This window comes from Sphingomonas panacisoli, assembly GCF_007859635.1.
Taxonomy (GTDB): domain Bacteria; phylum Pseudomonadota; class Alphaproteobacteria; order Sphingomonadales; family Sphingomonadaceae; genus Sphingomonas; species Sphingomonas panacisoli.
In genome coordinates, this window is the sequence record NZ_CP042306.1 from 2,740,001 (window position 1) to 2,758,875 (window position 18,875).

Genomic DNA, 18,875 nt, shown 5'->3' on the forward strand with positions numbered 1-18,875 from the left:
TCGAATCAGGGCGCAGAATCGCTGGCAAGCAAGGTCCGGAGCGCCGTGATCTGGCGTTCGGGCAGCCAGATTCTCGCGCAGATGGTGCAATGGGCGGCGACGTTTCTGGTGATTCGTATCCTGTCGCCGGCCGATTACGGGCTGTTCGCGATGACCGGGGTGATCCTGGTCTTCCTCAACATGCTCAACGGCTATGGCCTGGCGAGCGGGCTGATCCAGCAGGCCGACATCACGCGCCGGCAGATTCGCCAGCTGTTCGGCATGCTGATCGCGCTCAACGTCACGCTCGGCGGCGCGCAGCTGCTGCTCGCGCCCGTCGCCGCGGCCTATTACCGCCACCCGGAGGTCGCGAACCTGCTGCGCGTTCAGGCGCTGCTCTATCTGACGACGCCGTTCATCGCCCTCCCCTATGCGCTCCTCAGCCGCGAGATGGATTTTTCGAAGCAGGCGCGGATCAACATTCTCGCGTCGATCGCCAGCGCCAGCGCGGCGCTTGGCGGCGCGCTGGCCAGCTGGGGCGTCTGGACCTTGGTGTTCGCGCCAATGGTGCTGTTCGGCGTCCGCGCGGTCGGGATGACGATCGCCGCGCGGTCGTTGGTCTGGCCGAGCTTCGACTTCCGCGGCGCCGGGCATCTCGCGCGCTATGGCGGGGTGATGGCGGCGGGACAGCTGTTCTGGTTCCTCCAGAGCCAGTGCGACGTGTTCATCGCCGGGCGTCATTTCTCCGCGCACGAACTCGGCATCTACACGACCAGCCTGTTCCTGACGCAGATCTTCGTGTCGAAGTTCGTGCCGCCGCTCAACGAAGTCGCCTTCTCGGCTTACGCCCGCATCCAGCACGACGACGAAGCGGTCGCCCGCGCGTTCGTCCGCGCCACGCGAATCATCATGGTTGCTGCGCTGCCCTTCTATCTCGGTCTGGCCGCGACCGCCGAGCCGCTGGTGCTGACGATGCTCGGCGACAAGTGGAAAGAAGCGATCCCGGTAGTCCACCTGCTCGCCTTCGCGATGCCGTTCATGACGATGCAGGTGCTGTTCTCCCCCGCCTGCGACGCGCGCGGCAAGCCCAGCATCGGAATGAAAAACGGCGCGTTCGGCGCGTTCGTACTGGCGGCCAGCTTTCTCGTCGGCGTGCAATGGGGCGCGACGGGAATCGCGGCGGCCTGGATCGTCGCCTATCCGATCTATCTCGGCGTCAGCGCGTGGCGCTCGTTGCCGGTGATCGGTGCGCGGCTGCGCGACGTCGCCGATGCGATCGCACCACCCTTGTTCGCCGCGGTCGCGATGGCGCTGGTGGTGACGATCGTCGATCGCGCCCTGCCGCCGCTTGCGCCCCTGCCCCGCCTTGCATTGCTCGCGAGCGTGGGGGCGGCAAGCTATGGCCTGTGGCTCTTCAGCTTCTCGCGCGACGTCGTCCGCGAGATCGTCGAACTGGTTCGATTGCGGCGCTAGCGCTTCTCCCCTCCCTGCAAGGGAGGGGCCGGGGGTGGGTGGAAGTATCGCGATACGATAGGAGTAACGTGTAGACTTGCGTTTCGCCAAGCCTCCACCCACCCTAACCCCTCCCTTGCAGGGAGGGGAACCAGGCGTCGGCTACGTGCCCTGAATATAACTCCTCATCGCCTCGGCGTCGGCCTCGATCCGGTCGATGCGGTATTTGACCAGGTCGCCGATCGACACCAGCCCGATCAGCGCCTCGCCTTCGACCACCGGCAAGTGGCGGATCCGGCGCCGTGTCATCAGCGTCAGCGCCCCCAGCACCGCTTCGTCGCGCGCCACCGTAATCGCCGGCGCGGTCATCACCTCGCCGACCGACCGCGCGAGTCCCGCGGCGCCGTCGTTGGCCAGGCAGTGAATCACGTCGCGTTCCGAAAAGATGCCGGCGACCGCGCCGTCCTTCAACACCGGCACCGCGCCGATCCGTCGCTCGGCCAGCAGCTTCACCGCGTCGGCGACCGAATGCGCGGCGGTGATCGTCGTCACTTCCGCGCCCTTGCCCGACAGGATCGTTGCGATCGTCATGACCCTCTCCTTCTTTATGCGCCTTTCGAAATGCGCCTTTTCGGCCCAAATAGGAAGCATGAGCGAACGACCCTCCGGCCTCGACGACCCCGATTACGCCGCGTTCGCCTGGGCGCGGTATCGGCGGATGCTGTTATGGATGCTGCTCGCCGCGGTGATCGCGGTCGGCACCGCGCTTTATATATTGGACCAGGTGTACGGCCCGCTGAGCTGGGTCGCGATCCTTGCGGCGATCGGCGGGTTCGGCGGCACGATCATGATGGCCGCCGCGCTGATGGGGCTGGCATTCCTCAGTTCCGGCACGGGCCATGACGAGGATGTCGAGCGGATCGATCGGTGATTGCCTCGATCAGCCGGGAAGATATGGTGCGCGCCGTACACCAAGGGCTAACGATGAAACGAGCAATCCTACCGTTGTTTTTGTGTCTCGGCGGTTGCACGACGGCCGACAGGAACGTCCTCGCCGTCGGTCTTTGCGAGCGCACGGCGGGATGCACCGTGACGCGGAACGAACCCGACTACGGCCCGCCGCAGGTCCGCGCGATGGAGAACCGCAAGCCGGTATCCAAGACGACCGAGAAATAGCCCGGCCGCCGACCGCCCGACACAAACAAAAGGGCGCCGGTTTCCCGACGCCCTTTTTTGTTGGCGGACCGACCGATCACTCGGCCGCTTCGGCTCCCGGCGTGCGACGCGGGCGGCCGCGGCGGGGCTTCGGAGCTTCCTCGCCCTCATCGCCGATACCGATGCCGAGCGACGGCGGCAGCAAGGCGGCGTCGAAGGTCTCGCCTTCGTTGGCTGCGACCGGCTTGGCCTCGCGGCGTGCGCGCGGACGGCGAGCCGGTTCGCGATCGCCTTCGGGCGCCGCGGCGACTTCCGGACGATTATCCTCGTCGCCGTCATTGGCGGCGTAGCCGTTGCCTGCATAATTGCCGTTGCCGCGATTGCCGCGATCCTCGCGCTGCTCACGGTCGCCGCGATCGTTGCGGTCGCGGCCACGATACTCGCGCTGGCCGTCCTGATTGCGCCCGTTATCGCCGCGCCCATCTGGACCACGGTCGTCGCGCGACTGCTGCTGGCGGCGGGGTTGCTCGGCCTCGGCGGCGATCTCGTTGCCGTCCTCGTCGAAGCCCTCATCCTCGTCGTCGAACGCGTCCTCGCGGCCGCGGCGCTGATTCTGGTTGGGGTTCTGCTCCTCGAAGCGGCTGCGGCTTTCGGCGAGCACGCGGAAATAGTGATCCGCGAACTGCAGATAATATTCGGCGTTGACGCGATCGCCCTGCCGCTGCGCATCGGCGGCCAGGGTCTTGTATTTTTCCAGCAGCTGGCTGGCGTTGCCCCGCGCGCGATTGTCGATCCGGTTGCCCGAATTGGGGTTGCCGCCACCTTGGCGCTGTCCACCCCGACCGCGACGGCGGCCGGCCTGACGATTATTATTGATCAAAGTCCTGTGGTCCTTGTCTACAAAACAAACCCGGCCTTGCTCCAAACAGGAGTCAAACCCCACGCGGCGTCCGCGCCTGTCAGGACGCGAAGACCTGTCACGGCCGCCGGACAAGCGGCCTGATGACGAAGGATTGGGCAACCTCCCGATTTCAACGATGTATCGATTGAGATCGTGTGCCCCTGTGCGCTCAATAGCGGCTACCGGGCATTCTTCCAAGCGGAAATATGGGTTTCGGGCTGTTCTGAATCAAGATGTAGCGACAAGGCAACGGTCGCGCCCCGCCAGGTCGCGGCGCAGGGCCACGGTCAGACCCTGCGCGGTCAGCAGCGCGGTGACCGCGGCGGCCTGGGTGTAGCCGATCTCGATCGCCGCCATGCCGCCGGGGGCGATCAGGCGCGGGAGTTGGGCCGCGATGATGCGATAGTCGTCGAGGCCATCGTTGCCCGCGAATAGTGCAGACGCGGGTTCGTGGTCGCGCACCTCGGCGGGCAAGGTCTCGTCCGCCGCGACATAAGGCGGGTTGCACAGCACCAGGTCGAACGGGCCGGTCACGCCGGCCGCCCAATCCCCCTGCGAGAAGCTCGCTCGCTCCGCCATGTCGAGCACGTTCGCATTGTGCTCGGCGAAATCGAGCGACGCCGCGGACGCGTCCACGCCCAATCCCTTCGCCTGCGGCCACTCCGCCAGCGCCGCGAGCAGCAACGTCCCCGGCCCGGTGCCGAGGTCGAGGACGGTCTTGGGCGCGCGGTCCGCGAAATGCTCGACTGCCGCCTCGATCAGCGTCTCGCTATCGGGCCGCGGGATCAGTACACCCCGCCCGACCGCGAGCGTGATGCTCCAGAAATCGCGCGTGCCGATGATGTAGGCGACCGGCTCGTGCGCCAGGCGGCGGTGGATGAGCGCGACGAACGCTGGAGGCACGGGGTCGTCGAGGTGGCGGAGGAGCAACCGCTCGCGCGTGACCCCCAACGCATGCGCCATCAGCAGTTCTGCATCGAGGCGGGGGGTGTCGGAGACGGTGGCGAGGTGCTGCGCGGTGGTGGCAAGGATCACGCGAACCCCTTCCTCCCCCGGAGGGGGAGGGGACCAGCCGCAGGCTGGTGGAGGGGTAGCGTGCCACAGGCGGCGTCGCTCGTGGAGACTACCCCTCCACCGCTACGCGGTCCCCCTCCCCCTCCGGGGGGAGGATTGATCAGCCATCCAACGTCGCCAGCCGTTCCGCCTCGTCCTCGGCGATCAGGGCGCCGATCAGCTCGTCCATGTCGCCCTCCAGAATTTCTGGCAGGCGGTGCAGCGTCAGGTTGATGCGATGGTCGGTCACGCGGCCTTGCGGGAAATTGTACGTGCGGATCCGCTCCGAGCGATCCCCCGATCCGACCATCGACTTGCGCGCGCCGGCGCGTTCGTTGTGGAGCCGTTCGCGCTCCATCTCGTACAAGCGCGTCCGAAGCACCTTCAGCGCCTTGGCCTTGTTCTTGTGCTGCGATTTCTCGTCCTGCTGAATCACGACCAGCCCCGACGGGATATGCACGATCCGCACCGCGCTATCGGTAGTGTTGACCGATTGCCCGCCCGGCCCCGACGAGCGGTAGATGTCGATGCGCAGGTCCTTCGCCTCGTCGATATGGACGTCGACATCCTCGGCCTCGGGCAGCACCGCGACGGTCGCCGCCGATGTGTGGATACGCCCGCCGCTTTCGGTGACGGGGACGCGTTGCACGCGGTGGACGCCGCTTTCGAACTTCAGCTTGGCGAACACACCTTTGCCCTCGACCGAGGCGACGACTTCCTTGAAGCCCCCCGCGTCGGAGGTCGAGGCGGAGATCATCTCGACCCGCCAGCCCTGCCCTTCGGCATAGCGCTGGTACATGCGGAACAGGTCGCCCGCGAACAGGCTGGCCTCGTCGCCGCCGGTCCCGGCGCGGATTTCGAGCATCGCGGCACGTTCGTCGGCGGCGTCGCGCGGCAGCAGCGCGAGCGCCAGCGCGCGCTCCGCGGTCGGCAGCTGTTCGCGGATTTCCTCGATTTCCTCGCGCGCCATCGCCTTCAGGTCGCCGTCGGACGCATCGTCCTCGGCCATGCGATTGAGCGTCGCGAGCTCGGCGCGCAACCGCCGCACCTCGCCCGCCGCCTTCGCGACCGGCTCGAGCTCGGCATATTCCTTCGACACCTGGACGAAGCGCTCGCCCGACAGGTCGCCGGTCGCCATGAGCGCGCCCAGCTCGTCCCGCCGCGCCTCGATCTGCGCGATCCGTTGGGGGGAGATGGAGGTCATGCCCCACCCCGTTCCCCGGCGCAGGCCGGGGTCCAGACTCGGCGCGCAGCGCCGAACGCGCTGCCGCGCGCGAAGTGATGTGAGGACTGGACCCCGGCCTTCGCCGGGGAACTGAAGATCATCGGACGGCCTCCAGGACAGCGGACAACAGCGCGGTGACCCGCTCGGCCTCCAGCGTCCCCGGCACGGATCGCGTGTTGATAACAAAGCGATCCTCGACGACGTTGATCGAAACCAACACCTTCGCCATCACCTTGCTGGCCTTGTCGAACCGCTTGCGAGGCGATCCGGTGGCGATCATCTCCGCCGAAAAGCCAGCGTCGCGCAATGTCCTTAGCGAGCGATGCCCGATGCCGATTGCTTGGTCGTCTTCGACGGCGACGATCACGTCGAGGACGCTTGCCGCCGGCTCCTCCAACAACATCGCCAGCCGCTCGACCCCGGCCGCCCAGCCGACCCCCGGCGTATGCGGGCCGCCGAGCGCTTCGATCAGTCCGTCATAGCGCCCGCCCGCAAGCACGGTGCCTTGCGCGCCGAGCCGGTCGGTCACGAACTCGAACGCGGTGTGGCGATAATAATCGAGCCCGCGTACGAGCCGCGAGTTGCGCGTCCATTTCACGCCCGCCGCATCGAGCCCCTTGGTCACTGCTTCGAAAAACGCGCCCGCCTCACTGGTCAGATGTGCGTCGATGTCGGGCGCCGCATCCGCGATCGGGCGGTCGCGCGGGTCCTTGCTGTCGAGGATGCGCATCGGGTTCTTGTCGAGCCGAACCACGCTGTCTTCGGACAGGTCGCCGCGATGCTTCTCAAAGTGCGAAACGAGCGCCCCGCGCCACGCATCGCGCGTCTCGGCATCACCCAGCGTGTTGAGCTGGAGCGTCACGCCCTCGGCGATCCCCAGTTCGTTGAGCAGCTGATCCGCGAACGCCAGCAGCTCGACGTCCGCCGCCGGTTCGGCCGCGCCGATCACTTCGGCGTCGATCTGGTGGAACTGGCGATAGCGCCCCTTTTGCGGCCGCTCGTACCGGAACACCGCGCCCGACGTGACCAGCTTCAAGGGCGTGTATTGCTGCCACCCCTCGGTCAGGTACGCGCGACAGATGCCCGCGGTGAATTCCGGCCGCAGCGTCACCGAATCGCCGCCGCGATCCTCGAACGAATACATTTCCTTCGACACGACGTCGGTCGTCTCGCCGATCGAGCGCGCGAAGACCTGCGTTTCCTCGAACACCGGGATATCGACGCGCTGGAAGGCGTAGAGCCGGCGCACCTTCTCGAACGCTTCGAGCACGCGCGCGAAGCGGCGTTGCTCGTCGCCGAAAATGTCCTGCGTTCCGCGGATTCGTTTGGGGGTTTCGATGCGCGCCATATTGGCGGCGCTCTCTAGTAGAGCATGCGGGCCTGCGCTAGCCTCCCGTCATGGCCATGAACCTGGGCAAGCGGATCGCCCCACCGCGCTTCATCGCGTTCGTGCTGGTCTTCGTCGTCGGCCTCGTCGTCGCGATCCCGGCGCAGGGCTGGTCGCGCGGCGCGATGATCGCGTTCGACATCGCCGCGGCGATCTTCCTGATCTCGATTATTCCCCTGATGCGCCGGGGCGAGGCCGACCAGATCCGCCAGGCCGCCGCCGCCAACGACGCCAACCGCGCCGGCCTGCTGATCCTCACCGTCATCACCTCGACGGTCATCCTGGTCGCCGTGGTGACCGAGAAGATGGGCAAGGCGTCGCCCGCATCGATCGCGCTGGTGATCGGCAGCCTGATCCTCGCCTGGCTGTTTTCCAACATCATCTACGCGCTGCACTACGCGCATCTCTATTACACCGACTGCGACGGCGACGGGAACGACAATGGCGGGCTCGATTTCCCCGGCTGCGACAGCCCCGATTATTGGGACTTCTGTTATTTCAGCTTCACGTTGGGCATGACGTTCCAGACCAGCGACGTCGAAATCCCGTCGCGCCGTATCCGCTTCATTTCGCTCGGCCAGTGCCTCGCGGCTTTCGTGTTCAACCTCGGCGTGCTGGCCTTCACGATCAACACGATCGGCGGCGGATAAGCTTTGTTACAATTCGCGGCCTTGAACCCGAGTGTGTAAGCGCTTTAGGACATCGCCACACCGATATCAGAACAAGGGGCACTTCCCGATGATCCGTCGCGCCGCATTCACCCTGCTTCTCGCCGCCACCGCCACCGTCGCTTACGGCCAGGCCAACAATTCGAAGCCGCAGCCGGTGCCGATCGTCGATACCATCCCGGCCGCCGCCGACACGCCCTATCCGGGCACGATGACGATCGACATCGACGCGACCGACACCGCGCGCAACATCTTCTCGATCAAGGAGACGATCCCGGTCGCCAAGGCCGGCGATTTCGTCCTGCTGTTTCCCAAATGGATTCCCGGCGGCCACACGCCGCGCAACGAGATCGAGAAGGTCGCCGGCCTGCACGTCACGGCGAACGGCAAGGAGATCCCGTGGACCCGCGATCCGGTCGATGTCTACGCCTTCCATCTCGACATCCCGAAGGGCGTGAAGTCGATCGACGTCAAGTTTCAGTACCTGTCGGCGACCAAGGGCGACCAAGGGCGCATGATGATGACGCCCAACATGATGAGCCTGCAGACGATCGTGACCAGCCTCTATCCCGCCGGCTATTTCGCGCGGCAGATCCCGGTGCGGATGACGGTCAAATATCCCGAGGGCTGGACCGCGGCGTCGGCGCTCAACGCCAAGGTGGTGGGTTCGACCTACACGTACGAGCCGACGAACTACGAAATCCTGATCGACAGTCCGATCGTCGCCGGCCGCTATTACAAAAAATGGGCGCTGTCGCCGCGCGTCAACATGAACGTGTTCGCCGACACCGCGGCGGAACTGGCGGCGGCGACGCCCGACATGATCGATGCGCACAAGCGGATCGTCGACCAAGCGGTGAAGCTTTACGGCGCGCAGCATTACGATCACTACGAGTTCCTCGTCTCGGTCTCGAACGAGCTCGGCGGGATCGGCCTCGAACATCACCGCTCGACCGAAATCGGCGTCCGCATGGGCTATTTCAGCGAGTGGGCGAACAACGTGAATTCGCGCAACGTCTTTCCGCACGAATACAATCATAGCTGGGACGGCAAATTCCGCCGCGGCGCGGATCTGTGGACGCCCGATTATCGCTATCCGATGCGCGACAGCCTGTTGTGGGTCTACGAAGGCCAGACGCAGTTCTGGGGCTATATCCTGCAGGCGCGCTCTGGTCTCGTCAGCAAGCAGGATACGCTCGACCAATATGCCGCGATCGCGGCGAATCTGGACAACACCCCGGGGCGCAACTGGCGGCCGCTGATCGACACCACCAACAGCCCGATCATGTCCAACCGCAAGCCGGTCGGCTGGTACGATTATCAACGCGGCGAGGAATATTACAACGAAGGTCTGCTGGTCTGGATGGAAGTCGATTCGATGCTGCGTGAGCAGTCGAAGGGGACCAAGTCGCTCGACGATTTCGCCAAGGCGTTTTTCGGCATCAACGACGGCGACTGGGGCGAGGTGACCTATACGTTCGACGACGTCGTCGCGACGCTGAACGGCATCCAGCCGTACGATTGGCGCGGTTTCTTGACCAAGCGACTGACCGAAACCGGCCAGCCGGCCCCGCTCGCCGGGTTCGAGCGCAACGGCTACAAGCTCGTCTATACCGACCAGCAGACGCCCGTCGGCAAGCAGAACGAACGCGCCCGCAAACAGGCCGATTTCGCCTATTCGCTGGGCATCACGATCGGCGCCGATTCCAGCCTGTCGTCGGTCCGCTGGGAGGGACCGGCTTACGGCGTCGGCCTGACCGTCGGCGACACGATCGTCGCGGTCAACGGTCTGGCCTATACCGACGATCGCCTGCGCGCCGCGGTAAGCGATGCGAAGGGGACCAAGGCCCCCATCGTTCTGGTCGTCAAGGCGGGCGAAGAGGTCAAGACGGTCAGCATCGACTATCATGGCGGCCTGCGCTATCCGCACTTCGTCAAGACCGGCACCGGGGACACCGGGCTGGATCGGCTGCTGACCCCGCGCTGACGGGGCAGCCGGGAGGGGATGTCGCCAACATCCTTTTGAGGAAGACGCATGAATATCGACCTGATCCCGGTTGGCGACAACCCGCCGGAGAGCTTGAACGTCATCATCGAAGTGCCGACCGGCGGCGAGCCGGTGAAGTACGAGTTCGACAAGAAATCGGGCGCGCTGTTCGTCGATCGCATTCTGCACACGCCGATGCGCTACCCGGCGAATTACGGCTTCGTGCCGCATACCCTGTCGCCCGACGGCGATCCGCTCGACGCGCTGGTCATCGCGCGCAGCCCGTTCGTGCCCGGCTGTGTCGTGCGCGCCCGGCCGATCGGCGTGCTCAACCTGGAAGACGAAGCGGGGGGGGACGAAAAGCTGATTTGTGTTCCCGTCGACACGACCTTCCCCTATTATTCGGACATCGGCGAGCGGCAGGACCTGCCGTCGATCGTCCTCCAGCAGATCGAGCATTTCTTCACCCACTATAAGGACCTCGAGGCCGAAAAGTGGGTGCGCGTCGGCAAATGGGGCGATGCCGCCGAAGCGCGCCAGATCGTGATCGAGGCGATCGAGCGCGCGAAAGGCGCCAAGACCGCATGACGTCGCGCACCGCCTGGCGCCTGTGCGTGCTGGCGGGGCTAATCGCGTTTTTCTGTTCGTGGAGCTTCGGGCGGATCCCGGGCCTGGTCGCGTGCGGCCCGGCGCCTGGCGGGCTCGGGCCGATCATCGGCTTCGAACTGGCGCGGACGCCGACGGAGGTCGCCGCGTTGTTCGGCGCGGACCCGTGCCGCGCGACGTTGGTCGGCGCGCAATGGACGGGCCTGTGGCTCGACGAACTGGGGTTCATTCCCGCGTACACCGCCTTCCTGGTCCTCGCCGCGATCGCCGCGAGCCGGGGGCGGTTCCGCACGGTGACGGTCGCCGCGCTAATCGTCGCCGGGCTCAGCGACGAGGTCGAGGGGCTGATCATGGGCGGCATCATGAAGGCGCTGCCCGGGACGCAAGCGCAGCTCGATCAGCTTTATTGGGCGGTGCACGTCAAGTTCGGGCTGCTCGCGCTGGGGACGGCCTTGATCGGCCTCGCGATCGTCCGGCTTGGCGGCTTGGTGCCGTTGTTGCTTGGCGCGGTGGTGTGGATTGGCGGGATGGCGGCGATCTACGGCTTCGGCGAGCTGCCCGGACCGGTGATGATGCAGGCGTTCACGATCGCGTGGTTCGCGCTGCTGGCGACCGCGATCGTCGCGGCGGTCAGGCCTGCATGGTTCGAGCGACGTCGCAACGCGATGCTTGCAATGTAGGATTCCGCCTGACAGCGTAGTCGGGCTCTTTGACAACGCGTCATTTCCACCACCGTGCTCCTGCGAAAGCAGGAGCCCAGGGATTGTCGCGGACAATATGTGATGAGGCCCTGGGTTCCTGCTTGCGCAGGAACACCGGAACCTGAAACGCTGGGCGGTTTGTGCGGAGCCTGCGCCCGCCGCGACACCGCCGTTAGTGTCAACCTGGTGTCAACTTAGCGCGAACGCCGCGGCCCCTTTTTCGGCTTTTTCGCCGGCGCGCGGCGCCCCGCGTCGAGCCCAAGCAAGCCCCAGCGACGCAGTTCGTCGGGGTCGTCATAGGCGTCGTCCGGGGCGCGGCGATAGTTCATGCTGCCGGTCTTGCCGCCCATATCGTAGGTGAACCGGCCACATCCGGCCGCGTCCCACAGGGTGTCGCTCTCGGCATCGGCCTTGAACCATAGGACGTCGTCATGGCTGACGATCGCGAAGATGATGCCGTCGCAATAAAGCGTCGCGCCGCCCATCATCGCGCGCTTGGTGACGGTACCGACCGGCTCCATCGCCTCCGCGACCCAATCGATCAGCCCTTGGTCCGCCGCCATCAGTCGCGCCCGGCAAGCTTGACGAGCGCGTCGCCGGTCACGCGCCGCACGGTCCACTCATCCTGGCTGTCGGCGCCCATCGCGGTGTAGAAATCGACCGCCGGCGTGTTCCAGTCGAGCACCGCCCATTCGAACCGCGCGCAGTCGCGGTCGAGCGCGATCCCGGCAAGGTGCCGGAGCAAGGCGGTGCCGACCCCCGAGCCTCGCGCCTCGGGGGTGACGTAGAGGTCCTCGAGATAGACCCCCTTGCGGCCGGTCCAGGTCGAAAAATTGTGGAAGAACAGGGCAAAGCCGACCGGCGCCCCGTCCTGCTCGGCGATAACCGCCTCGGCCGACCGTTCCTCGAACAGCGCATAGGCTAGCCCCGCCTCGGTCGCGACGACCGCATCCGGCTCGCGCTCGAACTCGGCGAGCTCCTTGACGAAGCGCAGGATCAGCGCAGCGTCGGCCGGTTCGGCGGGACGGATCGTCAGCGTCAAAACGCAGCCTCCACATTCTCGATATCGCGCTTGCGCGCGGCGACTAGGCAACCGGCGATGATCATCGCCGCCCCCGCCAGCGTATAGGGCGCAACCGGTTCGTGGAACACCACCCAGCCCCACAGTGCCGCCCAGATGAACCCGGTATATTCGGTCGGCGCGAGGTAGTTGGCCTCACCCCGAGCATAGGCCCAGGCAAGGATCAGCAGCGACACCGTCGCCAGCGCCGCCGCCAGCACGATCGCGGGTGCGTGCTTCAGGTCCGGCACGTCGGCGAGGAACGGCGCGAAACACGCGAAGATCACGCCGACGATGATGCTCTGGAAGAACGCCACTTCGCTCGGCCCCGCGACCATCGCCTGCTGGCGCATCAGCACGATGTTGTAGGCGTAGCAAACCGCGGACAGCAAAACCGCGACGGTGCCGACGAAACGCTCGTGGTTGGGCGCCGCGCTCGCCTGGCCGAGCATGATCACGCCGACCCCGCCGAACGCGATCAGCGAGGCGATGACGGCGCGCGGCGGGATGCGCTCCTTCAGGACGAACGCCGCGCCGAACAGCGCCAGCAGCGGCGCGATGAACGCCAGCGCGATCGCCTGCGCCATCGGGATCTTGGCGAGGCCCCAGAAGAACGTCACCGCCATCACCGCCGACACGCAGCCGCGGATCAGGTGGACGCGCATCACATCGCGCGACGGCCAGGCCTTACGCGTCGGCAGGTAGATCGCGCCGGTGAACACGATCCCCGCCAGCGTCCGCCAAAACAGGGTCGTGAACGCGCCGATCTGGAGCGTCAGCCCTTTCATCACCGCGTCCATCGACGAGAAGATCGCGATCCCGCCGACCGCGACCGCGAAGACCAGGGCTTGGGACGGCGCGCGGTGGCTCATCCCCCGCCGATAGCGGGCGGTCGCCGTTCCGTCACCCGCGCTCTCCTTATGACGTCACAAGGAGAGCGCGTGGATCATTTGAGGGTCATCTTGTCGCCGCTGATCGACACGCTGTCGAGATGACGAAGATAATTCTGGCCGAGCAGCGAGATCGTCAGTCCGTCGAGCACCAGCCCGTGGATGCCGCTGACGCGCTTGCCGTCGAGGACGACGTCGTTCAGCTCCACTTCCTGTCCGCGCACCGCGCCCGATGCGCCGCTGCCGACGACCTCGAACTGGCCGGGATCGAACTTAACCCCGGCGCGACGGGCATCGTCCATCGTCAGCGCGACCGTGGTGGCGCCGGTATCGACGACGAACTTGATCGGCTCGCCATTGACGTCGGCGACGGTGAAGAAGTGGCCGTTATCCTCGCGCTCCAGTACCGTCTCGCGCGGTTGGTCGGCGGTTGCCACGGCCGCAAGCACAGGCGCCGGTGCCGCCGCCTTGGGCTTGGCGCCCGGCAGCAACAGGCCGAGGGCGATACCGGCCCCGGTCACGGCGAAGAAAGCGGCTTTCATGCCCGCCGCATAGCGCGGCTGCGCTTGCGGTCCGCTTTATCGGGATGCTTAACGCCGCGCTTACCGCTTGGCGAAGTAGGCGAAGATCGCGTCGCCTGACCGGCTCGCCGCGTTGCGCCAGGTCGGCGCGTCGGCAAGGTTCACCGGCTTACCGGTCGAATCGAGGACCAGCACGGTCGGCGTCCCGGTAATCGGCCCGAGCCCGAAGCGGCGCGCAAGATCGCCGTTGCGGTCCTTCTCGCCCGGCTTGTCGCCGACATTGATCCACGCGATCTCGTAGCGATCGTGCAGCATGGTCTGGAAGCGCGGCGTGGCAAACCAGCCCGCCAGCGCGCGGCTGTCGTGGCACCAGTTCGCACCGAACACCAGGATGACCCGTTTGTCGGCGGCGATTGCGGCCATCAACGCAGTATCGACACTGGCGCGTCCACTCTCGACACTGCCAAACGGCTTTGCCTCGGGATAAGCGGGGGACGGACAATCGGCGGCAAGCGCCAACGCCGGAACCGCCGTCAGCGCCAAAGCGAGCGCGACGAACCTCACGCCGCTTGTGCCTGCTCGCTCGCCTCGATCTCCGCCGCCTTGGCCTCGACCAGCTTGACGATGTGCTCGATCATGTCGGCGTCCTGGACGTGATGGTCGGTGACGCCCGACAGATAGACCATGTGCTTGCCGTTGCCGCCGCCGGTGATGCCGATATCGGTCTCGCGCGCCTCGCCCGGCCCGTTGACGACGCAACCGAGCACCGAAAGGCTCATCGGCGTGCGGATGTGCTGGAGGCGCTCCTCCAGCGCCTGCACCGTGCGGATCACGTCGAACCCCTGCCGCGCGCAGCTGGGGCACGACACGACGCGGACGCCGCGGTTGCGGATGCCCAGCGCCTTCAGGATCTCGAACCCGACGCGCACTTCGTCCTCCGGCTCGGCCGACAGCGAGACGCGGATCGTGTCGCCGATGCCATACCAGAGCAGGCTGCCGATCCCGATCGACGACTTGACCGTCCCACCGACGAACCCGCCCGCCTCGGTGATGCCGAGATGCAGCGGGCAATCGACGACTTCGGCGAGTTGTTGATACGCGGCCACCGCAAGGAACAGGTCCGATGCCTTCACCGCGACCTTGAATTCGTGGAAGTCGCGGTCCTGGAGCAGCTTGATATGATCGAGCGCGCTTTCGACCAACGCCTCCGGACACGGCTCGCCATACTTTTCGAGCAAGTCCTTCTCGAGACTGCCGGCGTTCACGCCAATACGGATCGCGCAGCCGTTCGCCTTGGCGGCGTTGACCACCTCGTTTACCCGCTCGGCCGAACCGATATTGCCGGGATTGATGCGAAGGCACGCAGCACCGGCGTCCGCCGCCTCGAGCGCGCGCTTGTAGTGGAAATGGATGTCCGCGACGATCGGCACGCGCGCCGCCCGGACGATCTGGCCGAGCGCGGCGGTGCTGTCGGTGTCGGGACACGACACGCGGATGATATCGACCCCGGCATCCTCGCAGCGGCGAATCTGATCGATCGTCGCGCGCGGATCGCTGGTCGGCGTATTGGTCATCGTCTGCACGGTGACGGGCGCGCCGCCGCCGACGGGGACGTTGCCGACCATGATCTGGCGGCTCTGACGGCGCGTGATGTCGCGCCAGGGACGTAGGGACATGGGGCGCATATACCCCCGAAGCATGACCGCGCCAAGGCAGCGCTCGCGTCAACGATTTGGTCAGTCGATGCGACTATTGATCAGGATCAAGCCGATGACCGACACCGCCCTCACCCGCTCCCGCCACTACGGGCTCGACTGGCTACGCATCGGCGCCTTTGGCCTGCTGATCGTCTATCACGTCGCGATGGTCTTCTCGACCTGGGACTGGGTCATCAAGTCGCCGACGACCTACCCGCAACTGATCGTCCCGCTCGCGCTGCTGACGCCGTGGCGGTTGCCGCTGCTGTTCGCGGTTTCGGGCTATGCCAGCCGCAAATTGTTCGACAAATCGGGCGGGCCGCGCGCGTTCGTCGCGTCGCGCAACCGACGGCTGCTGATCCCCTGGGCGTTCGCGATGGTCGCGCTGATCCCGGTCGAGACGTGGGTGCGGGCGAAGATTGCGGGCTACCCGGGCGGGCTGATCCATTACTGGTTGCGCGATTATTGGCAGGTGACGCCGACCTATGGACCGCCCTTTCCGAGCTGGGAGCATTTGTGGTTCGTCGTCTACCTCTGGGCGTACACCATGGCGCTGGCCGGATTGCTGGCTATGCGCGGGTGGAGCCCCGAGCGGACGACGGTCGCAGCCGATTGGCTAGCGAAAGGCACGCGACTGATCTGGGCACCGATCGCCGTGCTGGCCTTGGCCAAGCTGGCGGTGATGTTCGTGATCCCCGAAAAGCAGGGCCTGTTCACCGACTGGAACGCGCACCTGCTCTATTTCCCGATCTTCCTGTTCGGGTTCGCGCTGGGCGGACGGAGCACGCTGTGGCCCGCCATCGCGCGGGCGCAACCTAGCGCGATCGGGCTGGCAGTCGCGTCGGGGCTGGTCGTGACCTTGGTCGAACTCGCCTATGCCGGCCACCACATGCCGCCGCACGGTGTCATGGCCCTCGACCGCATCTCGCGCATCGCAATGGCGTGGAGCATGATCGTGATCCTGTTCCAGCTCGCCGATCGCCACCTCAACCGCGACCATCGCTGGCGCGCTATGCTCGCGGAGGCGGTGTTCCCGCTCTACATCGCGCATCATCCCGCGATCATCCTGCTGGCGTGGCTGACGTTGCCCTGGGGGCTCGACCCGCTAGCCGAGTTCGCGCTGCTGCTCGCCGGCACGTTCGGGTTCGCGACCGCCTTTTACCTCATCGGCCGCGAAGTCGCGTGGCTCCGCCCGTTGATCGGCCTGGCGCCGCGCTCAGTCGGCCGGTCGGTACCGGCGACTCCCGCGCAAGGTCGCGCCTGACGCCAGTTCGACGGTGAAGTCGCCCGATTTGTCGGTCTCGATTCGCCTTACCGCCGCCCGCCGCACCAGCCGCCCGCGATGGATTCGCAGGAACGCATCGCCAAGTTCGGCCTCGACCGCGGCCAGCGTCGCGCGATGGAGCAAAGTGCGCGGTCCCCACACGATCTCGACATAGTTGCCCGCTGCGCTGACCGACTCGATCTCGTCGATCGGCACAAGGTGCGTCACCGCGCCGTCATTCACCGCCAGTGTTGTTGAGCCAGCCTCCGCCGGCGTCGCCGCGCGCGCGATCAGCCACTGACCGAGCGCCGCCAGCCCGACGAATTGCAGGATCGTCGCGACGTCCTTGCGATATTCGTACAGCCACGGATTGACCCCGCGCCCGACGGTGAAAAGATAGGCGTCGCCCTGCAACGCGTACACCGCCTTGCGGATCGCGACCATGCCGGCGACGTGCAGCAGCGATAGCGGCACGGTCGCCGCGACGATCAACAGCGCCATCGCCCACCACGGCCAGCCAGACCGCCACAACCGCGCGACGAGCCACCAGATCACCGGGATCAGCATCAGCCAGATCGCGATACTGCTCGCTTCCATCAGCCAGACGTGCGCGGGGCTCATCGGGATGCCTGCCGATGCGAAATCGCTGATCATCGACATCGCGTTGGCGACCATGATCACGGCGATCACGACCAGGAAACCGCCGCCCAGCATCGCCAGGATGCGCCGCTGCGCCCCGTTCATCCCGCGCCACCCGCCGTTCGTCCCAGCCACTTGCGCGATCGTCCCCGTGAAGCCGCTTTCCGGCCCTCTCCGATACCGGTCTCGACGCCCCGCCGCTAGCCATCCCTCATCCCAATCGAGGAGGCGAATGATGGAACGGCATTACGGCATGGACTGGCTAAGGATCGGTGCGTTCGGCCTGCTGATCCTCTATCATATCGGCATGGTCTTCGTGCCCTGGGGGTTCCAGGTGAAAACCGGGCAGCCGATCGTGTGGACCGAAATCCCGATGCTGCTGACCAACCCCTGGCGGCTGACCTTGCTGTTCGTCGTGTCGGGTTACGCCAGCCGCGCGCTCTACGCGAAATCAGCCGGCGTCCGCGCGTTCATCGCCAGCCGCAATACGCGCCTGCTCGTCCCGCTGATCTTCGGGATGGCGATGATCATTCCGCCCCAGACCTGGGTCGAGCTGACGACGCAGCATGGTTATGTCGGCAGCTTCTGGCATTTCTTCACCAGCGACTATTTCCGCTTCGGCACGCTGTCGGGCATCGTCATGCCGACCTGGAACCACCTCTGGTTCGTGCTTTATCTTTGGTTTTATACCGTCGCGCTGTCGCTGCTGGTCCAAATCCCCGGCGGCGCGCGCTGGCAGGCTGCGTTCGACCGCGTGTTCGCCGGCAGCCGCGCGGTCTTCGTGCCGCTCGCTTTCCTGATCGTCACGCAATTCTGGCTGTTCCATCGCATCGAGGACACGCACAAATTCTACGACGACTGGATCGCGCACTTGCAATATTTCCCTTCGGTGCTGTTCGGGTTCGGCCTGGCCGGATCGAAGGCCGCGATGGCGGGATTGGCGCGCTGGTGGAAGCTGTCGGCAATGCTAGCGGTGGGCAGCTATGTCGCGATCGTCGGCCTGCTGATCGCCTATCCCGACTTCAGCTTTCCGACGGACAACACGGCGCTGCTGTATCGCTTCGTTCGTGAGATCGAGGCGGCGACCGCGATCACCGCGCTGATCGGCATCGCCGAGCGATTCGGCAACCGCGATCACGTCTGGCGCGCGACGCTCGCGGAGGCGACCTTCCCCTTCTACATCATCCACCAGACCGCGATCGTGGTGGTCGAATTCTGGATCCGGCCGCTCGAACTGGGCGCGCTCGCCGAGTTCCTGATCCTTGTCCCCGCGACGGTCGCGGCGTGCTGGGCGTTCTACCTGATCGGCCGCGACATGAACTGGCTGCGGCCGCTGATCGGGCTCAAGCGGCGCCCGACATCCGCACCCGCGGTCGCCAATCTTCACGTCCGCGCGCAACCCGACGTGGCGTGAAACCGTTCAAGCCCGAATGACAACAGATCGCGGCGCGATGGGTAGCTATCGCGCCGCGATCCATTACATGGCGCGGCGATGGAACGGCATTACGGCATGGACTGGCTGCGCATCGGCGCGTTCGCGGTCCTGATTCTCTATCATACCGCAATGGTGTTCACGCCGTGGGGCTTCCACGTGAAGACGGCCGAGCCGATCGATGGGCTGGCGGTGGCGATGCTGATCAGCAATCCGTGGCGGCTGATGCTGCTGTTCGTCGTGTCGGGCTATGCCAGC

The 18,875-nt window shown here is 66.0% G+C and carries 21 protein-coding genes (1 of these 21 cut by a window edge); 9 read left to right on the forward strand and 12 right to left on the reverse strand.

Translation table 11 applies throughout. The features are described 5' to 3' along the window. Positions 1-1,452, forward strand: the 3' portion of a protein-coding gene (locus FPZ24_RS13615) for a lipopolysaccharide biosynthesis protein (protein ID WP_146572847.1). It extends 21 nt beyond the left edge of the window; the window shows 1,452 of its 1,473 coding nt (coding positions 22-1,473); the start codon falls outside the window, past its left edge; the stop codon is at positions 1,450-1,452. Positions 1,453-1,593: 141 nt separating this feature from the next. Here FPZ24_RS13615 and FPZ24_RS13620 read toward each other — a convergent pair whose 3' ends face one another. Further along, on the reverse strand, positions 1,594-2,022 hold the full coding sequence (locus FPZ24_RS13620; protein ID WP_146572849.1) for a CBS domain-containing protein: 429 nt from the start codon (positions 2,020-2,022) through the stop codon (positions 1,594-1,596). 58 nt (positions 2,023-2,080) lie between these two features. On the opposite strand from FPZ24_RS13620, the gene FPZ24_RS13625 reads away from it, so the two are divergent. Then, positions 2,081-2,362: a hypothetical protein gene (locus tag FPZ24_RS13625; protein WP_146572851.1), complete on the forward strand. Its 282-nt coding sequence runs from the start codon at positions 2,081-2,083 to the stop codon at positions 2,360-2,362. A 53-nt stretch (positions 2,363-2,415) separates the two neighbouring features. After that, positions 2,416-2,607, forward strand: a complete 192-nt coding sequence (locus FPZ24_RS13630; RefSeq protein WP_146572853.1) for a hypothetical protein — start codon at positions 2,416-2,418, stop codon at positions 2,605-2,607. Between the two features lie 76 nt (positions 2,608-2,683). Here FPZ24_RS13630 and FPZ24_RS13635 read toward each other — a convergent pair whose 3' ends face one another. From FPZ24_RS13635 to hisS, 4 genes are all read right to left on the reverse strand, one after another. Further along, a complete protein-coding gene (locus tag FPZ24_RS13635; RefSeq protein WP_338061655.1) occupies positions 2,684-3,466 on the reverse strand; it encodes a DUF4167 domain-containing protein in 783 nt (260 codons plus the stop codon). Between the two features lie 249 nt (positions 3,467-3,715). Next, positions 3,716-4,522, reverse strand: coding sequence for a peptide chain release factor N(5)-glutamine methyltransferase (prmC, locus tag FPZ24_RS13640; protein ID WP_186728866.1), 807 nt, complete (start codon positions 4,520-4,522; stop codon positions 3,716-3,718). Between the two features lie 139 nt (positions 4,523-4,661). Next, positions 4,662-5,744, reverse strand: coding sequence for a peptide chain release factor 1 (gene prfA / locus FPZ24_RS13645; RefSeq protein ID WP_146572857.1), 1,083 nt, complete (start codon positions 5,742-5,744; stop codon positions 4,662-4,664). 118 nt (positions 5,745-5,862) lie between these two features. After that, positions 5,863-7,113 (reverse strand): histidine--tRNA ligase, encoded by a 1,251-nt coding sequence (hisS, locus tag FPZ24_RS13650; RefSeq protein WP_146572859.1) that lies wholly within the window; start codon positions 7,111-7,113, stop codon positions 5,863-5,865. Positions 7,114-7,163: 50 nt separating this feature from the next. Here hisS and FPZ24_RS13655 point away from each other — a divergent pair, with 50 nt between their 5' ends. The 4 genes from FPZ24_RS13655 to FPZ24_RS13670 all read left to right on the forward strand — a co-directional run bounded on the left by FPZ24_RS13655 (position 7,164) and on the right by FPZ24_RS13670 (position 11,093). Beyond that, positions 7,164-7,802 carry a DUF1345 domain-containing protein gene (locus FPZ24_RS13655; protein ID WP_146572861.1) on the forward strand — a complete coding sequence of 213 codons (639 nt, stop codon included), beginning with the start codon at positions 7,164-7,166 and terminating at the stop codon, positions 7,800-7,802. 88 nt (positions 7,803-7,890) lie between these two features. Next, the gene (locus tag FPZ24_RS13660) at positions 7,891-9,807 is read left to right on the forward strand and encodes a M61 family metallopeptidase (RefSeq protein WP_146572863.1); all 1,917 of its coding nucleotides are present in this window, start codon (positions 7,891-7,893) and stop codon (positions 9,805-9,807) included. A 48-nt stretch (positions 9,808-9,855) separates the two neighbouring features. Next, the gene (gene ppa, locus FPZ24_RS13665) at positions 9,856-10,395 is read left to right on the forward strand and encodes an inorganic diphosphatase (RefSeq protein ID WP_146572864.1); all 540 of its coding nucleotides are present in this window, start codon (positions 9,856-9,858) and stop codon (positions 10,393-10,395) included. Further along, positions 10,392-11,093: a hypothetical protein gene (locus tag FPZ24_RS13670; RefSeq protein WP_146572866.1), complete on the forward strand. Its 702-nt coding sequence runs from the start codon at positions 10,392-10,394 to the stop codon at positions 11,091-11,093. Before ppa ends, FPZ24_RS13670 begins: the two co-directional genes overlap by 4 nt. Positions 11,094-11,308: 215 nt before the next feature. Here the strand turns inward: FPZ24_RS13670 and FPZ24_RS13675 are convergent, their stop codons facing one another. From FPZ24_RS13675 to ispG, 6 genes are all read right to left on the reverse strand, one after another. Continuing rightward, positions 11,309-11,677 carry a TfoX/Sxy family protein gene (locus tag FPZ24_RS13675; RefSeq protein ID WP_146572868.1) on the reverse strand — a complete coding sequence of 123 codons (369 nt, stop codon included), beginning with the start codon at positions 11,675-11,677 and terminating at the stop codon, positions 11,309-11,311. Then, positions 11,677-12,156 carry a GNAT family N-acetyltransferase gene (locus tag FPZ24_RS13680; protein WP_240047478.1) on the reverse strand — a complete coding sequence of 160 codons (480 nt, stop codon included), beginning with the start codon at positions 12,154-12,156 and terminating at the stop codon, positions 11,677-11,679. Before FPZ24_RS13680 ends, FPZ24_RS13675 begins: the two co-directional genes overlap by 1 nt. Further along, entirely contained in the window at positions 12,153-13,046 is an 894-nt protein-coding gene (locus FPZ24_RS13685; RefSeq protein WP_146572871.1) for a DMT family transporter, read from the reverse strand. Before FPZ24_RS13685 ends, FPZ24_RS13680 begins: the two co-directional genes overlap by 4 nt. Before the next feature lie 74 nt (positions 13,047-13,120). Then, on the reverse strand, positions 13,121-13,606 hold the full coding sequence (locus tag FPZ24_RS13690) for a retropepsin-like aspartic protease family protein (RefSeq protein WP_146572874.1): 486 nt from the start codon (positions 13,604-13,606) through the stop codon (positions 13,121-13,123). A 60-nt stretch (positions 13,607-13,666) separates the two neighbouring features. Continuing rightward, a complete protein-coding gene (locus FPZ24_RS13695; RefSeq protein ID WP_146572877.1) occupies positions 13,667-14,149 on the reverse strand; it encodes a thioredoxin family protein in 483 nt (160 codons plus the stop codon). Next, entirely contained in the window at positions 14,146-15,261 is a 1,116-nt protein-coding gene (ispG, locus tag FPZ24_RS13700; RefSeq protein ID WP_146572879.1) for a flavodoxin-dependent (E)-4-hydroxy-3-methylbut-2-enyl-diphosphate synthase, read from the reverse strand. Before ispG ends, FPZ24_RS13695 begins: the two co-directional genes overlap by 4 nt. A 94-nt stretch (positions 15,262-15,355) precedes the next feature. Between ispG and FPZ24_RS13705 the strand changes: the two genes are divergently transcribed. Continuing rightward, a complete protein-coding gene (locus FPZ24_RS13705; RefSeq protein ID WP_186728868.1) occupies positions 15,356-16,546 on the forward strand; it encodes an acyltransferase family protein in 1,191 nt (396 codons plus the stop codon). On the opposite strand, the gene FPZ24_RS13710 is transcribed toward FPZ24_RS13705, so the two are convergent. Next, complete coding sequence (locus FPZ24_RS13710) at positions 16,499-17,320, reverse strand: LytTR family DNA-binding domain-containing protein (RefSeq protein ID WP_146572882.1); 822 nt, start codon at positions 17,318-17,320, stop codon at positions 16,499-16,501. The two genes, FPZ24_RS13705 and FPZ24_RS13710, sit on opposite strands and share 48 nt — an antisense overlap. A gap of 100 nt (positions 17,321-17,420) precedes the next feature. Here FPZ24_RS13710 and FPZ24_RS13715 point away from each other — a divergent pair, with 100 nt between their 5' ends. Continuing rightward, the gene (locus FPZ24_RS13715) at positions 17,421-18,599 is read left to right on the forward strand and encodes an acyltransferase family protein (RefSeq protein ID WP_146572884.1); all 1,179 of its coding nucleotides are present in this window, start codon (positions 17,421-17,423) and stop codon (positions 18,597-18,599) included. Positions 18,600-18,875: the final 276 nt, after the last annotated feature.

What these genes read in the sequence shown, in the direction of transcription:
- FPZ24_RS13705 (WP_186728868.1), top strand. Translation starts at nt 15,356, where the DNA reads ATGACCGACACCGCCCTCACCCGCTCCCGCCACTACGGGCTCGACTGG.
- FPZ24_RS13670 (WP_146572866.1), top strand. Translation starts at nt 10,392, where the DNA reads ATGACGTCGCGCACCGCCTGGCGCCTGTGCGTGCTGGCGGGGCTAATC.
- ispG (WP_146572879.1), bottom strand. Translation starts at nt 15,261, where the DNA reads ATGTCCCTACGTCCCTGGCGCGACATCACGCGCCGTCAGAGCCGCCAG.
- FPZ24_RS13715 (WP_146572884.1), top strand. Translation starts at nt 17,421, where the DNA reads ATGGAACGGCATTACGGCATGGACTGGCTAAGGATCGGTGCGTTCGGC.
- FPZ24_RS13660 (WP_146572863.1), top strand. Translation starts at nt 7,891, where the DNA reads ATGATCCGTCGCGCCGCATTCACCCTGCTTCTCGCCGCCACCGCCACC.
- hisS (WP_146572859.1), bottom strand. Translation starts at nt 7,113, where the DNA reads ATGGCGCGCATCGAAACCCCCAAACGAATCCGCGGAACGCAGGACATT.
- FPZ24_RS13655 (WP_146572861.1), top strand. Translation starts at nt 7,164, where the DNA reads ATGGCCATGAACCTGGGCAAGCGGATCGCCCCACCGCGCTTCATCGCG.
- FPZ24_RS13630 (WP_146572853.1), top strand. Translation starts at nt 2,416, where the DNA reads ATGAAACGAGCAATCCTACCGTTGTTTTTGTGTCTCGGCGGTTGCACG.
- FPZ24_RS13675 (WP_146572868.1), bottom strand. Translation starts at nt 11,677, where the DNA reads ATGGCGGCGGACCAAGGGCTGATCGATTGGGTCGCGGAGGCGATGGAG.
- prfA (WP_146572857.1), bottom strand. Translation starts at nt 5,744, where the DNA reads ATGACCTCCATCTCCCCCCAACGGATCGCGCAGATCGAGGCGCGGCGG.
- ppa (WP_146572864.1), top strand. Translation starts at nt 9,856, where the DNA reads ATGAATATCGACCTGATCCCGGTTGGCGACAACCCGCCGGAGAGCTTG.
- FPZ24_RS13685 (WP_146572871.1), bottom strand. Translation starts at nt 13,046, where the DNA reads ATGAGCCACCGCGCGCCGTCCCAAGCCCTGGTCTTCGCGGTCGCGGTC.
- FPZ24_RS13690 (WP_146572874.1), bottom strand. Translation starts at nt 13,606, where the DNA reads ATGAAAGCCGCTTTCTTCGCCGTGACCGGGGCCGGTATCGCCCTCGGC.
- FPZ24_RS13620 (WP_146572849.1), bottom strand. Translation starts at nt 2,022, where the DNA reads ATGACGATCGCAACGATCCTGTCGGGCAAGGGCGCGGAAGTGACGACG.
- FPZ24_RS13625 (WP_146572851.1), top strand. Translation starts at nt 2,081, where the DNA reads ATGAGCGAACGACCCTCCGGCCTCGACGACCCCGATTACGCCGCGTTC.